We start from the raw sequence: 14,049 nt of genomic DNA, 5'->3' as shown, positions 1-14,049 counted from the left end.
AACTCGATTCTGGCGTCTGTGCTGGCCTTGCGGCGATCTTCTTGGCTCACCGGCGGAGTATGTCACACCGATGTTTTAGATTCATGTAGTTTCACGCCGGGTTAATAGTTAGCGCCCTGCAGTGGTTGGCGGTTAGCGGTTAGGGCAGAACGGAGGCCAGGATTTAGCTCATTTCTGGCTAACCGCTATCCGCTATCCGCGAACCGCTGCGACAAAGACGGTTAACTAAGCACCATTGGCGTTAAGGTGGGTTTCACGCCATCAACAAACATCGCGTCGGGCGAGGGGACCAGAGGAAGTTACTTCTGTTCCCGCGCAGGAGGGCGGATGGAGCTGGCGCGAGAGACGGCGGAGTTGCCGAATCTGGCGCGGATGTTATCGAGCGCGGCATCGAGGTGTTGATTGCGCTTCGATTCCTGCATGCCGAACATGTCGAGCTGAGGCTGCGCTGTGAGATCGCCGGCGCCGACGCCGAGCAATCGAATCGCCGTGCGAGGTTGGGCTGCGATCCATTCGTCGAGCAGCCTGGCGGCAGCGTTTGCCAGCGGGCGGGTCTCCTGAGTGGCGGGGCGCACGGCGCACTGCCGAGTATAGGTTTTGAAGTCGTGACGGCGAATCTTCACCGTGACGCGCTCCGACAGCCATCCCTGCGAACGCAGGCGGGCAGCGGTGCGGTCGGCCAGTTGTGCGAGCTCGGCGTGCAACTGCTTGGGATCGGCGATGTCCTTGTCGAAGGTCGTTTCGGACGAAATCTGCTTCTCATCGTTGTCCGGCACCACCGGCCGATCGTCTTCGCCGGCGGCGCGGGCCTTGATCTGCGACGTGTACTTGCCGAACACCGAGCGCAGCGTTGCATCCGGTGCGAGTCGCAGATCGCGCAATGTGACGATGCCGAGTCGCTCCAGGTGAGGTGCGGTCTTGTTGCCAAGGCCATGCAGACGCCGGATCGGCAAAGGATCGAGAATCGCCGTCACCTGCTCGGGCTTGACCACGACGAGTCCATCGGGCTTGCGCAAATCAGAGGCAATCTTCGCGACCAGCTTGTTGGGCGCGACGCCAACGGACGCCGTCAACTGCGTCTGCTGAGCGATGAGCTGTTTGATCTGCCTGGCGATGGACTCCGCCGGGCCCAGCGCCGCCTGGCTATGCGTGACATCCAGGAACGCCTCGTCCAAGGACAGCCCCTGGACCAACGGCGTGAAGCGATGAAAGATCTCGAAGACGGTGTTGGAGACCGCCTTGTAACGGTCGAAGCGCGGCTTCACACACACTGCATGCGGACAGCGTTGCAGCGCCTCGCGCATGGGCATCGCCGAATGCACGCCGTACTTGCGCACTTCGTACGAGGCGGCCGCGACGACGCCACGTCCGCCGAGGCCACCCACGATCACTGGTTTGCCGCGCAACTCGGGATTGTCGCGCATCTCCACGGACGCGTAGAACGCGTCCATGTCCACGTGCAGGATGGATCGCGTCACTGCACCGTAATCGTGATCTTCTTCGACGCCACCACCGGATCGTGCGGAATGTGGCCGAAGTCGCCCAGCAACAGTTGTAACGTGTGCTTGCCGGGCTCGAGCTCGATGGTCGTCTCGCTCTGGCCTTTGCCGAAATGCACGTGGTTCGCGTCAGTCGGAATCGGTGCGCCCGGCGGCGGCAGGTCCGCGTCGATGATCAAATGATGATGGCCGGTGTTTTCGAACTGAATGCCCGCCGGCGCGATGCCCATGCCCTTGAGGCCGAACTTGACGGTGACCGGGCTGCTCACCGTGGCGCCAACCGCCGGCGCGATGAAATAAACCTCGGCGCCTGACGGCGAAGCTGTCCGCTGCGCATCGGCCATGGCAATGCCGGCACCCGCGCCGAGGGAAAGAATGGCGGCGGCGATCGCGATTCGAATCTGGGTTGGCAGTTTCATTCTTGCGGACTCCGTGATGAGCATCGAGAAGGTACGTCAGAGTTCGCTTCAGCCGGAAGGTCGGATGAGGGTAGTCGCGTGAGCAGGGCGTACCGTGTACGCGATTAATGTACTCGCCACGCGAGGGCAGTGGAAGCACTCCACCGCCCCGGAGTGTTCTACGCGTTGCTGACGCGTACCGCCCGCAGCTCGACCGGTTGCTGACCAGCGGCCAGTTCCTCGGTGGCGAAGTCATCGACGTTGATGATGTCCATCACGCGTCGATCGTAGTCCCGCAGCATCGCCGCTTCGGTCTCGGACAGGATGCCTGCCGCCAGCGCCTGCTGGATCTGGCCGGGCAGGTCGAGCGCCGTGACCTTGCCGGTCTTGATGCCGTCGACACGGATGCGCTTCTCCAGCGGCTCCGCGGTCTCGCTCAGAACCAGCGCTTCATGCAGCATGCCGAGCGGATTGTTGGGCTCGGCGGTGCGATACACGCCGTCCGTCAAACGATCGCGTGTAACACTGGGGCGCAGGATCTGCTCGACCATCTGATGGCTGAGCGGATCGGACGGTGCGTGATACGTCTGGCCGCGCGGGAAAATGAACATCCGCATGAAGCCCGCCAGGAAGCGATTCGGGAAGTTGCGCAGGAAGCTGTGCAACTGCTCCTGAGCCTTGTACAGCAAGTTGCGGCAGGCCCACTCCACCAGCGGCAGGTCGGCTTCCTGCCGGCCTTGGTTCTCATAGTGCTTCAGCACCATCGAAGCCAGGTACATGCACGACAGGACATCGGCCAGGCGCGCCGACAGACTTTCTTTCTTCTTGAGATAGCCGCCCAGCGTCAGCATGGCCACGTCAGTGGCGAAAGCGAACGAGGCGCTGAAACGATTGATGTGCTGATAGAAGCGCTGTGTCGCGCCGGTATCGGGCACTCGCGAGAAGCGGGCAAGGGTCAGTGCCATCACTAGCGAACGCGCCGCGTTGCTGATCGTGAAGCCGATGTGGCCGAACAACGCGGAGTCGAAGTCGACCACGGCCTTGCGCTTGTCTTTTTCGCGCGCGGCATTCATCTCACGCAATACGAACGGATGGCATCGAATGGCGCCCTGGCCAAAGATGATCAGGCTGCGCGTCAGCAGGTTCGCGCCTTCGACCGTGATCGCTACCGGCACCAGCTGGTAGCCACGGCCCAGATAGTTCTTCGGCCCGAGGCAGATGCCCTTGCCGCCATGAATATCCATCGCGTCGTTCGCGACCACGCGGCCGTACTCGGTGAGGTGATACTTCAGCATGGCCGACGGCACCGAAGGTTTCTCGCCGCCGTCGATGGCACCCGCGGTCACGGAACGTGCGGCGTCCATGATGTACGTAGTGCCGGTCATCCGAGCCAGCACTTCCATCACGCCTTCGAACTGCCCCACCGGCACGTTGAACTGACGTCGAATGCGTGCGTAAGCGCCGGTCGCGAACACCGCTGCCTTGCAGGCGCCGGTGGCGCTCGAGGGCAGAGAGATACAACGGCCCACGGACAATTGCTCCACCAGCATGCGCCAGCCCTGGCCGGCCATCTTGACCCCGCCGATCAGGAAATCCAGCGGCACGAAGACATCCTTGCCCTGCAGCGGGCCGTTCTGGAACGGCGCGTTCATTGGGAAGTGCCGGCGACCGATGGTGATGCCCGGAGTGTTGCGCGGGATCAGGGCGCAGGTGATGCCGTAGTCGGTTTTCTCGTCGCCGAGCAACTTGTCCGGATCGAACAGCTTGAACGCCAGGCCGATCACCGTCGCGATGGGCGCGAGCGTGATGTAACGTTTGCTGAAATTCAGCCGCACGCCGACGATCTCGCGGCCTTCGAATACTCCTTTGCAAACGATGCCGGTGTCCGGAATCGACGCGGCATCCGAGCCGGCGCGCGGGCCGGTCAACGCGAAGCAGGGAATCTCTTCGCCTCTCGCCAGGCGCGGCAGATAGTAGTCACGCTGTTCCTGCGTGCCGTAGTGGAGCAGCAACTCGGCCGGGCCAAGCGAGTTCGGCACCGCGACCGTGGAAGCGACCACGCCCGACCGGCTCGCCAGCTTCACCAGCACGCACGAGTGAGCGTAGGCAGAGAACTCGAGGCCGCCATATTTTTTCGGGATGATCATCGCGAAGAAGCCTTTGCTCTTCACGAGCTCCCAGATATGTGGCGGCAGATCGGCGCGGCGATGGGTGATGTCCCAGTCGTCGATCATGCGGCACAGCTCCTCGCAGGGACCGTCGAGGAATGCTTGTTCTTCGGCGGTGAGCTTCGGCGCGGCGGCCGACAGCAGCTTGTCCCAATCCGGACCGCCGGTGAACAGCTCGCCATCCCACCACACCGTGCCGGCTTCGAGCGCATCCTTCTCCGTTTGTGACATCGACGGCAGCATGCGTCGATAGGTGCGCAGGAAGGGACGCGAGATTAAACGAATGCGCAGCGCATCGATGTTCAAGAACACCAGCACGGCCAGGATCGCCCATAGCACGATCAACCAAGGCAACGAGGGATCACCGAACAATCCATATACCAGCAGGCCGCCGCCATACACTGCCGTGGCCGTCAACAACGAAGCGCGGTTGTACGCGAGCGTCAGTGCGCCGAGCACGAATATCAAAAACCAGATCACGCTGCTCACGACATGAACCTCTATGAATCTGTTGCGCGGCACGTCCGAAGAGGTGACGAGAATTTCAGTCGGAATGTCCGACAATGCATGCGCCGGCGTGCCCGTCGCGCGGTGCCGACGACAGTAACTTGCGACGCGCACGCCAGCAAGTCGGGTATGGCGTTAATTGGGTTTGCGGGGGGCTTTAGTCGAGCGCCCTGAAAGAAAACGGCGAACGCATCGGGTGATGCGTTCGCCGTGGTCGGGTCCGGACGGATCGAATGGCTGACGCCTTCGACCCGGATTCCTCAAATCAACTCTTTGACGCCGTCCTTCTCTTCCAACAGCTCCTTATAGGTGGCATCCATGCGCTGGCGGCTGAAGTCATTGACCGACAGGCCCTGCACGATCTGGTAGTCGCCGTTCTTGCAGGTCACCGGATAGCCATAGATCACGCCCTCGGGAATGCCGTAGCTGCCGTCGGAAGGCACGCCCATGCTGACCCAATCACCTTCCGGCGTGCCATTCACCCAGTCGCGAATGTGGTCGATGGCCGCCGACGCCGCGGACGCCGCCGACGACTGGCCGCGAGCCTTGATGATCGCCGCGCCGCGCTGCTGCACGACCGGGATGAAGGTTTCGGCGTACCATTTCTGATCGACCAGCGACAGCGCCGGCTTGCCATCCACCAGGGCGTGGTGCAGATCGGGATACTGAGTGGCGGAATGATTGCCCCAGATGATGACCTTCTTGATCCGGGTGCTGTGCGTGCCGGTCTTCTCGGCGAGCTGCGACAGCGCGCGGTTGTGGTCGAGGCGGACCATCGCGGTGAAATTGCGAGGATTCAGGCCGGGAGCATTGCGTTGAGCGATCAGCGCATTGGTGTTCGCCGGGTTGCCGACTACGAGCACGCGAACATTGCGATTGGCGACTGCGTCGAGTGCTTTGCCCTGCGCCGAGAAGATCTGCGCATTCGCCAGCAGCAGATCCTTGCGCTCCATGCCGGGGCCACGCGGCCGCGCGCCCACCAGCAACGCCACGTCGCAATCCTTGAACGCGACCTTGGCGTCATCGCTGGCGACGATCTTGTTGAGCGTCGGGAACGCGCAGTCGTTGAGCTCCATCACCACGCCCTGCAGCGCGTTCAAGGCCGGAGTGATTTCCAGCAGGTGCAGGTTGATCGGCTGGTCCGGACCGAGCATGGCACCGGAGGCGATACGGAAGGCGAGGGCATAGCCGATCTGGCCGGCGGCGCCGGTGATGGCAACGTTGACGGGCTTTTTCATGGACCGCAGCACTCCAAAAGAACGACGACTGCATCGAGGGGGCGCGAATTCTAGCGTTTCCGGCCTCGTTACAGGCAGCGAGACGGCTTTATCATCCGGTGAACGCAGCCTTCGCGGTCCGCGTCGGCAGCGGCGTTGCCGTGCATAATGGATTGAATATACAGAATAATTTCACGAGACAACGCTCGTCATCGTGGTTTTCGCGAAACCTTTTCGGTCTACGAAGCGTTAATCGATGTTGCAGCCAAGCCATGAGCTGCACACAGAGCGAGGGCGTGGTCCCCGAGCAGTCAGTGAGCAGCCAGTGAGTAAACGGATTAGATGACACGACTTGTCTGCGTTTCCAATCGAATTTCCCTGCCACGCAAATCGGCGGCGCCCGGCGGCCTGGCAGTGGGAATCCTCAATGCCCTGAAGCGGACCGGGGGACTGTGGTTCGGTTGGGGCGGCGACACCATCGATTCGGAGCCGGGCGAGCCCGACATTCACATTCGTGACGGCGTCAGCTACGCGACCATCGATCTGCGCAAGTCGGAATTCGAGCTGTACTACAACGGCTATTCGAACGACGTGCTGTGGCCGTTGTTTCATTACTTCTCGAAGGGCATGCGCTATTCGCACGAGCAGCGCGAGGCCTACGAGAACGTCAATCGCATCTTCGCGCAGCGGCTGTTGCCACTGTTGCAGCCGCGCGATCTGATCTGGGTCCATGATTATCATCTGATTCCACTCGGCCGGCGTCTGCGCGAGCTCGGCGTGCAGCGGCCGCTTGGTTTCTTCCTGCACATCCCCTTTCCGAATATCGAGATGCTGCGTGTGTTGCCGTGCTATGCGGAGCTGTTGCGCGATCTCACCAGCTACGACGTGGTCGGCTTTCAGACTCAGAACGACCTGCGTTCATTTCACAGCGGCGTCGAACATCTGTTCGGTGCAGAGGCGTTGCGGCCGGATGGCCGCATCCGCATTGGCGAGCGCCTGATCCGCGCGGAAGTGTTTCCTATCGGCGTCGATGTTGCGGCGGTGGAGGCCGAAGCCATCGAGGCCACGACCACTGACGTGGTGCGCCGGATGACCGATAGCTTGATGGGCCGCTCGCTGATGATGGGCGTCGACCGTCTCGACTACAGCAAGGGCCTGGTGGAGCGCTTCTCCGCGTATCAACAGTTCCTCGAGACGCATCCGGAAAATCTCGGGCGCATCACTTACATTCAGATCGCACCGCTGTCGCGTACCGATGTGCGTGCCTATGCGGAGATCCGGCAAGCGTTGGAGCAGGCCGCGGGGCGCACCAACGGGCGTTTCGCCGATACCGACTGGACGCCGATTCGTTATCTCAATCGCAACTTCCCGCACGCGACGTTGATGGGCTTCCTGCGTGCCGCCAAGGTGGGCCTGGTGACGCCGCTGCGCGATGGCATGAACCTGGTCGCGAAAGAATTCGTCGCGGCTCAGGACCCGGCCGATCCCGGCGTCTTGATCCTGTCGAATCTGGCGGGTGCCGCGAGAGAGTTGACGGCGTCGCTGCTAGTGAATCCTTATGACGTGCGCGGGGTCAGCCACGCCATGCAAGCGGCGCTGTCCATGCCGCTGTCGGAGCGGCGCGAACGCCATGCCGACATGATGAAAGTGCTTCGTCGCAATGACATCGCCGCCTGGACTCGACGTTTCCTGGAGGCGCTCGAGCAGGCGCAAGCAAGCCAGAGCCGCGTGCGCGTGCTTGGCAGCGTCAAGTAAAGAAATAACGACCGGTCAGCTCTGGGCCGGCGCTTCACCCTGGTCGGTGGGGCCTTCCAACGTGGAGTGCACTACTTGTGGCTGCTGGTCCACGTAGTACACGCGCTGCGGGGTGCCTAGAACGATGCCCTCGCTGCGCAACCACTCCACCAGCCGCAGGTTGATGTCCTGCAGGATCTCCATGTGTTTGGCGTAGTTGGGCGTGAGCACGGTGTACACCGCCTCGAAGTCGAACGACGAGGCACTGATCTTGGCGAAGTGCGAGCGATCGAACTTGATGGGCTGGTGCGACTCGATCAGCTCGCGCAGCTTGCCCGGAATCGCCCGCAGCCTGGCCAGATCGGTCTGCTGATCGACGCTGATGTTGATGACCACGCGCCGCTGCTTCATGCGCGAGTTGTTACGCACGCGACTGCTCAACAGGTTCGCATTCGGCATGATGATCTGCTCGCCGCTCAAGCTGCGCAGCCGCGTGCTCTTCACGCCGATGTATTCCACCGTGCCGTTGAACTCGTCCACCTGCAGCGAGTCGCCGACCACGAACGGCCGGTCGAGCGTAATGGACAGCGATGCGAACAGGTCGCCGAGAATGTTCTGGGCCGCCAGTGCCACCGCGATACCGCCGATGCCCAGGCCGGCCAGCAGCGGCTGGATCTCGATGCCCAGGTTGTCCAGCGTCAGCAGCAGGACCAACGACCAGATGGTGGCGCGCGCCAGGAAGCCGATGATGCCGAGTGAGCTGGCGGCGGCCGCGTCGGTGCCGAGCGTGGCGCGCTTGCGCCGCTCGATGAAGGCGACCACGGCCACGGTGGCCCAGACACCGACTTGCCAGAAAATCGCGATCGTGAAGATGGAGATCACGATCTTGCGCATGGTGCCCGGCAATGTCAGCCACTGGGCGCCAATGAACAGTGCCGCGATGGTGATCGTCAGCGCGGTGGTGCTGCTGGCGATTCGCGTGGGCAGCTCGAGGAACTCGGTCTGCGGAGTCGCGGCCAGCTTTTCGTAGCGTGCCCGAATGGCGCGCCTGATCAGCAACAGGATGAGAAACGCGCCTACGGCGATGCCGGCCGCCACGGTCAGCTCCCACAAGGTATTACCCAGATAGGTGGCATCGACCAAACGTTCGACCTCGTTCATCGCAGGCTCGCTCGACAGGCTGGGGAGCGCGAAGGATACAGCGAGGCAGCGCCGGTCAGTAGGCGGCAGAGGGCCAATCCGATGGTGAGGAACAGGGGCCAGCGGCGCGCGTTCTGCTAATCTTGCGCGCGTCCTGATGCAGCGACGGTAAGCGACCCCGGTGCTATTCGAAGAGGAACGATCTGGCGACCAGCCCACACTGCGCTTGCGCGGTGCCTGGTGCATCGACAATCTTTCCGAGATGGAGAGCGCGCTGGCGCAGCTGGAGGCTGGCCGAGGTCATTCCCGGATCGATTTCAGCGGCATCCAAACATTGGATCTGTCCGGTGCCTGGCTGCTGCGCAATTGGGTGGAGCGGCGCAAGTCGGTGGGCGCGAACATGACGGTGGTCGGCGAGCGGCCGCCACACTTCGCCTTTCTCGACGAACTGCTGCAGCAGCAGGCCAGCAAGGCCGCGGTCGCCGAATCTGACGAGACTTCGCTGCGCGACGCCGTCATCTGGGTGGGGCGGAGCGGGGTTCAGCAGGCCAAAAACACGCGCGACGCGGTCGGTTTCTTCGGCCGGATAGTGATGACCATGGTGCGCGCCATGCGCAGCGTCCATCACCTGCGCCTGCCCTCGATCGCGCGCCATATATATGAGACGGGCATTCAGGCCATCCCCATCGTCTCGCTGATTGCGTTTCTGATCAGCGTCATCGTGGCCTATCTGGGCGCGCAGCAGCTGCGCACGTTCGGCGCCGAGATATTCACCGTCGACCTGGTCACGATCGCCGTATTGCGCGAGATGGGCGTGCTGCTGACTTCCATCATCGTCGCCGGCCGCTCCGGCAGCGCCTTTGCCGCCGAGATCGGCGTCATGCGGCTCAACGACGAAATCGACGCTCTGCAATCCATGGGCGTCGATTTCTACGAGGTGCTGGTGCTGCCCCGCTTGATCGGCCTGCTGATCGCGTTGCCGTTGCTGACCATCGTGGCCGATGCCATGGGCCTGGTCGGCGGCGCCTTGCTGTCATCGCAGCTGCTGGACATCTCGTTGTCACAATTCATCCCCCGGGTGCAGGACGCGCTCGCGCCAACGACGTTCTGGGCCGGCCTGGTCAAGGCGCCGGTATTCGCGATACTGATTGCGCTGGTCGGCACCTATCGCGGCATGCAGGTGCGCGACTCTTCCCGTGAGCTGGGGCGGCTCACCACGGTGGCGGTGGTGCAATCCATCTTCCTGGTGATCTTCGCCGACGCGATCTTCGCGGTGGTGTTCGTGGAGCTGGATTTCTGATGAAGCGGCGGTTGGCGGTTGGCGGTTGGCGGTTGGGCCGGAACGGACGCGGCCGCGCTCCTGTTCTTTCTAACGGCCAACCGCCAACCGCTAACCGCTATGGGCGGCCCGCATGAGCAAGACGAACCAGCCCATCATCTCGGTGCGCAAGCTCGTCAACCGCTTCGGTCGGCAGGTGGTGCATGACGGCGTGAACCTGGATGTGATGCCGGGAGAGGTGCTCGGCATCGTCGGCGGCTCGGGCAGCGGCAAATCGGTGCTGCTCAGGACCATGCTCGGTCTGCAACGCCCCTCATCGGGGCACGTGCTGATCGAAGGCCGTGACATCACCCAGATGAGCGACGCGGAACTGCTGTCCGTCAAGCGGCGTTACGGCGTGACTTTTCAGCATGGCGCGCTGTTCAGCTCGCTGAGTGTCGCGGAAAACATTCAACTGCCGATCCGGGAATACTTCGATGCCTCCCCGGCCGCCTTGGAGGCATTGACCGAGCTGAGGTTGCGCATGGTGGGGCTGCCGGTGGAGGCGGGCTCGAAGCTGCCTTCGCAGCTGTCCGGCGGCATGGTCAAGCGCGCCGCCCTGGCCCGGGCGCTGGCGCTGGATCCGGCCATGTTGTTTCTGGACGAACCCACCGCCGGGCTGGACCCGATCTCCGCCGCCGCCTTCGACGAGCTGGTCACCTACCTGCATCGCAGCCTGAAGCTGACCATCGTGATGATCACGCACGACCTGGATACGTTGCTGGCCACCTGCAACCGCGTGGCCGTGCTGGTTGACAGAAAAATCGTGGCCGATACGCTCGACGGCATCATGAACAACCCGCATCCGTGGATTCAGGAGTACTTCCACGGGCCTCGCTCCCGGGCGGCCCGGTCGACAGTCAATGGGGCCGAGCGCTAAAGCGGTATGGAAAGAGACGCACATTACGTCGCTGTCGGGGGCTTCATTCTGCTGGTGGCCGCCATGGCCGTCGGCTTCGTGCTCTGGTACACCGACGCCAACGACGGGCGCGAATACGAGAGTTACGAGATCTACTTCACCGGCTCGGTCAGCGGCCTGGATCGCGGCAGCCCGGTGCGTTTCCTGGGCGTGGACGTGGGCCGGGTGCGCCGCCTGTCCATCGATTCGAGCGATGCCACTCGAGTGCACGTGGTCGTCGAAGTCGACCAGAGCGCGCCGATTTCGGCAGCGACGCGCGCCAGCCTCGGCCTGCAAGGCGTCACCGGCTTGCTGTATGTGAATTTGAAAGAAGCTTCCGATGTCGATCGCAATGCGCCGCTGATTCAGGGCGAGCGCTATCCGGTGATCGAAGCCGTCGAGTCGGATTTCGATGCCTTCCTGGCCAGCCTGCCGGAACTGATGGGCCGCGCCAACACGCTGCTCGAACGGCTGTCTCGCGTGGTGTCCGACGATAATCTCGATGGCATCGCCAAGACCATCGAGGGCATGCGCGACACGATGGCGACGCTGCCGCAAACGTCCAAGGACGTGCAGCAACTGGTGGTGGAGCTGCGTGCGACGGTGGTCGAGATGCACGGTGCCTCGCAGTCGTTGCGCGCGATGACCGACGAGGCCCGTCCGGACGTGACGGCGGCGTTGTCCCGCATGAACGATGTAGCAAACAATCTCGCTGACGCGACCAGGCGCATCGATCGCTTTACCCAACGCAGCGAAGTGCAGCTGGGCAACTTCACCGAGCAGGGCTTGTTCGAGCTCGAGCGGCTGGTGCGCGAAACACGCTCGGCGGCGCGCGAGTTTCGCGACCTGTCGCGCAGCCTGCAGGAAAACCCCTCGCAGATCCTGTACGAGCCGCCGCAGAGCGGCGTCGAGATCAAGCCGTGATGAATATTCACTTTAAACCGGCTCGCCTGAAAGCGGCGCTGTTGGCCGCCGCCGCTTTGACTTGTGCTGCTTGCAGCACCGGCTCGCTGTTCGACAGCGATGTGCCGGTACCGACCGCCTATGTGATAGCGCCGGCGCCGGCGGGCTCCATCACTGATGCGCCAGTCACGCAAGTGGACTTGGCCATCGGCCGGCCGGACTTCGCGCCGGGCCTCGACACCGACCGGATCGCCGTGCTCGATGGACGGAAGCTCGATTACTACCGGGGCGTGCGCTGGGGCGGCCGCAGCGTCGAAGTCGTGCAGAGCATGCTGGTCAGCTCCATCAACGATCAGCAATTGTTTCGTAGCGTCACCCCCGAGCAGGCGCGCGTCGCCAACGACTACATGCTGGATGTGGAAGTGCGGCACTTCGAAGCCGATAACGCGAACGGCAAGATTCCCGAAGTGCACGTGATGATCATCGGGCGCTTGATCCGGGTCGCCGACCGCAGACTGGTGACGACAGTCAGCAGCGCAGCGATAGTTGCAGCGAGCGCGGAGCGCATGTCCGCCGTCACTGCCGCTTTTGAATCTGCCGCGCAAAAGGTTGCTCTAGACCTGGCACGGCAGACGGCTGTGGCTGTCTCGGCCGACGAGCCGACGCTGCGCAAGGCCCGTGGAGAAGGTAACGAAGCACGCTCGAGCAATGCTGGTTGAAGAAGAGCAAGCGCTTCTGTCGCTCGGGTCGCGCTTGCTCTAGAACGTGCTCAGGCCAGTCGCTTCCATGAGCCGATAACGCCAATAGCGAGCGGTATCGTCGTCGCGCCACGCACCGAATGGAGCGGTGAAGCCGGTGCCCGGCGGACCATCGTTGTTCCACAGCCGGTCGAAGTAACCGGTCAGTTCTACGCCCAGCGCTGAGTTGGCACGCAGCTCCAGCCCCACGTTGGCTTCCAGGTTGTAATTGCCGATGTTTCTTCGGGTGAGGTTTGCCGAGCCCAGCGACGCGATCAAACGCTCGCCATGCGTGACCAGCGCCAGCTTGGTATGAAACTGCTCGCCATGCGTGCGATACCAGCGCACCTCGATCTTCTCGCCGCTGCGCTCGACCAGCTCGGTAGCCGCCGGACGATTCGGCACACCATCCTTCTGGCGCCCGAACGCATCGCGATTCGGGTCCAGGATCAATCTCACTTGCACGCCGCGCGAGGCCGAGCGCAGTAGTGCATTCACGATCTTGCGGTCGGAGAGATAAAACGTCGCGATGCGGATGGAGTCGCCGTTGCGCGTCGTGTCGATCGCGTCGAGCAGGTGATCGCGAATGGCCTGCTCGGTGAGGAATTGCACTTGTACCGGTTCGGCGGGCGTGCTCGCCGGTTCGCTCGGCACGACCGAATAGATATGACCTCTCCAACCCGAGAAGCGCGCGATCGCCATCTCGCTGTTGATGATCTCCTGAACCAGCGGCCCATTGAAGCGAACGGCGACGTTCGAATGCTCGCTGCTGCCATCGTGTGGATTTGCGGAGGTGACCAGCGCGGTCAGTGTGCCGTCAACCTGGTCGGCGGCGATGACCTTGCGATGATTGGCCTTGAAGTTCGCGAGCGCCAGCCAGCTGCGCAAGGTGATGGGTGGGCTACCGGGTGGCGCGAACGGATTCGTCATCGAGCCGCCTTCATCCGAGTTGCCCCACCACTGCAGAAACATTCGCCACAGCGCCGAGTACCCGGGATTGGAGTCGCGCAACGGGTCCAGATTGGTGTTGATCACGTCGATGCCGGCCGCGCGCAGCTCGTCGAGCAATGGCGATGGCATGCCGCCGTAGACATCGTTGATCGGATCGGTGATCAGCAGAATCGCGAACTCCGGTTGCGACGCCTTGCGAGCCAGCAGGTGATCGGCGAGCTCGCGGCTGAGCGGCCGATGCACGCCGGACTCCGCGCCCATCATATCGTTGAGCAGGAAGAAGTCGGCGATTACGAATGAGCGCGCATTGTCGATGATGTCGAACACCTCATCGAAGATGCGTTGTTCGCGCAGCGGCTTCCCGGCCGGCGTGGTGGAGGTCAAGTCATACAGAAACTCGACGTCGCTTGCCGCGCTGGTAACGATGGGCGAGCTGACATTGGTTCCTGGAGGCATGGGCTTGACGACATTCCACGTCGCGACCGTGCCCCACCAGGCAAGCAGGGCCCAGCCCAGCCAACGTTTCTTGAACCGCCGGCGCGGCGCCGATTCTTCTTTGAGGTCGACTTCCATGCGCGC

11 protein-coding genes are annotated in these 14,049 nt (G+C 62.8%); 5 read left to right on the top strand and 6 right to left on the bottom strand.

The features are described 5' to 3' along the window. Window positions 1-299: 299 nt before the first annotated feature. The 4 genes from dinB to VGE08_RS25905 all read right to left on the bottom strand — a co-directional run bounded on the left by dinB (window position 300) and on the right by VGE08_RS25905 (window position 5,810). On the bottom strand, window positions 300-1,478 hold the full coding sequence (gene dinB / locus VGE08_RS25920) for a DNA polymerase IV (RefSeq protein WP_331070837.1): 1,179 nt from the start codon (window positions 1,476-1,478) through the stop codon (window positions 300-302). Next, a complete protein-coding gene (locus VGE08_RS25915) occupies window positions 1,475-1,918 on the bottom strand; it encodes a DUF4399 domain-containing protein (protein WP_331070836.1) in 444 nt (147 codons plus the stop codon). Before VGE08_RS25915 ends, dinB begins: the two co-directional genes overlap by 4 nt. Window positions 1,919-2,076: 158 nt before the next feature. Then, a complete protein-coding gene (locus VGE08_RS25910) occupies window positions 2,077-4,554 on the bottom strand; it encodes an acyl-CoA dehydrogenase (RefSeq protein ID WP_331070835.1) in 2,478 nt (825 codons plus the stop codon). 278 nt (window positions 4,555-4,832) lie between these two features. Next, window positions 4,833-5,810 (bottom strand): malate dehydrogenase, encoded by a 978-nt coding sequence (locus VGE08_RS25905; RefSeq protein WP_331070834.1) that lies wholly within the window; start codon window positions 5,808-5,810, stop codon window positions 4,833-4,835. Window positions 5,811-6,131: 321 nt separating this feature from the next. Between VGE08_RS25905 and VGE08_RS25900 the strand changes: the two genes are divergently transcribed. Continuing rightward, window positions 6,132-7,544: an alpha,alpha-trehalose-phosphate synthase (UDP-forming) gene (locus VGE08_RS25900; RefSeq protein WP_331070833.1), complete on the top strand. Its 1,413-nt coding sequence runs from the start codon at window positions 6,132-6,134 to the stop codon at window positions 7,542-7,544. 15 nt (window positions 7,545-7,559) lie between these two features. Here VGE08_RS25900 and VGE08_RS25895 read toward each other — a convergent pair whose 3' ends face one another. Further along, window positions 7,560-8,684 carry a mechanosensitive ion channel family protein gene (locus tag VGE08_RS25895; RefSeq protein WP_331070832.1) on the bottom strand — a complete coding sequence of 375 codons (1,125 nt, stop codon included), beginning with the start codon at window positions 8,682-8,684 and terminating at the stop codon, window positions 7,560-7,562. 160 nt (window positions 8,685-8,844) lie between these two features. On the opposite strand from VGE08_RS25895, the gene VGE08_RS25890 reads away from it, so the two are divergent. The 4 genes from VGE08_RS25890 (at window position 8,845) to VGE08_RS25875 (ending at window position 12,501) form a co-directional block, all read left to right on the top strand. Beyond that, window positions 8,845-9,963: an MlaE family lipid ABC transporter permease subunit gene (locus VGE08_RS25890; RefSeq protein ID WP_331070831.1), complete on the top strand. Its 1,119-nt coding sequence runs from the start codon at window positions 8,845-8,847 to the stop codon at window positions 9,961-9,963. Window positions 9,964-10,075: 112 nt separating this feature from the next. Then, window positions 10,076-10,861 (top strand): ABC transporter ATP-binding protein, encoded by a 786-nt coding sequence (locus VGE08_RS25885; RefSeq protein ID WP_331070830.1) that lies wholly within the window; start codon window positions 10,076-10,078, stop codon window positions 10,859-10,861. A gap of 6 nt (window positions 10,862-10,867) precedes the next feature. Then, window positions 10,868-11,803, top strand: a complete 936-nt coding sequence (locus tag VGE08_RS25880; protein ID WP_331070829.1) for an MlaD family protein — start codon at window positions 10,868-10,870, stop codon at window positions 11,801-11,803. After that, window positions 11,803-12,501, top strand: a complete 699-nt coding sequence (locus VGE08_RS25875; RefSeq protein ID WP_331070828.1) for an ABC-type transport auxiliary lipoprotein family protein — start codon at window positions 11,803-11,805, stop codon at window positions 12,499-12,501. The genes VGE08_RS25880 and VGE08_RS25875 overlap by 1 nt, the downstream gene beginning before the upstream one ends. 39 nt (window positions 12,502-12,540) lie before the next feature. Here the strand turns inward: VGE08_RS25875 and VGE08_RS25870 are convergent, their stop codons facing one another. Then, window positions 12,541-14,043 carry a phospholipase D-like domain-containing protein gene (locus VGE08_RS25870; protein ID WP_331070827.1) on the bottom strand — a complete coding sequence of 501 codons (1,503 nt, stop codon included), beginning with the start codon at window positions 14,041-14,043 and terminating at the stop codon, window positions 12,541-12,543. Between the last annotated feature and the right edge of the window lie 6 nt (window positions 14,044-14,049).

Source organism: Steroidobacter sp., from assembly GCF_036406195.1.
Taxonomy (GTDB): Bacteria; Pseudomonadota; Gammaproteobacteria; order Steroidobacterales; family Steroidobacteraceae; genus Steroidobacter.
Note: the sequence above shows the minus strand (reverse complement) of the source record. Positions and strands in the feature narration are given on the sequence as shown.

Bases quoted from the DNA above. Each gene is read 5' to 3' on its own strand.
- VGE08_RS25905 (WP_331070834.1), bottom strand. From the start codon at position 5,810: ATGAAAAAGCCCGTCAACGTTGCCATCACCGGCGCCGCCGGCCAGATC.
- VGE08_RS25895 (WP_331070832.1), bottom strand. From the start codon at position 8,684: ATGAACGAGGTCGAACGTTTGGTCGATGCCACCTATCTGGGTAATACC.
- VGE08_RS25900 (WP_331070833.1), top strand. From the start codon at position 6,132: ATGACACGACTTGTCTGCGTTTCCAATCGAATTTCCCTGCCACGCAAA.
- VGE08_RS25875 (WP_331070828.1), top strand. From the start codon at position 11,803: ATGAATATTCACTTTAAACCGGCTCGCCTGAAAGCGGCGCTGTTGGCC.
- VGE08_RS25880 (WP_331070829.1), top strand. From the start codon at position 10,868: ATGGAAAGAGACGCACATTACGTCGCTGTCGGGGGCTTCATTCTGCTG.
- VGE08_RS25885 (WP_331070830.1), top strand. From the start codon at position 10,076: ATGAGCAAGACGAACCAGCCCATCATCTCGGTGCGCAAGCTCGTCAAC.
- VGE08_RS25870 (WP_331070827.1), bottom strand. From the start codon at position 14,043: ATGGAAGTCGACCTCAAAGAAGAATCGGCGCCGCGCCGGCGGTTCAAG.
- VGE08_RS25915 (WP_331070836.1), bottom strand. From the start codon at position 1,918: ATGAAACTGCCAACCCAGATTCGAATCGCGATCGCCGCCGCCATTCTT.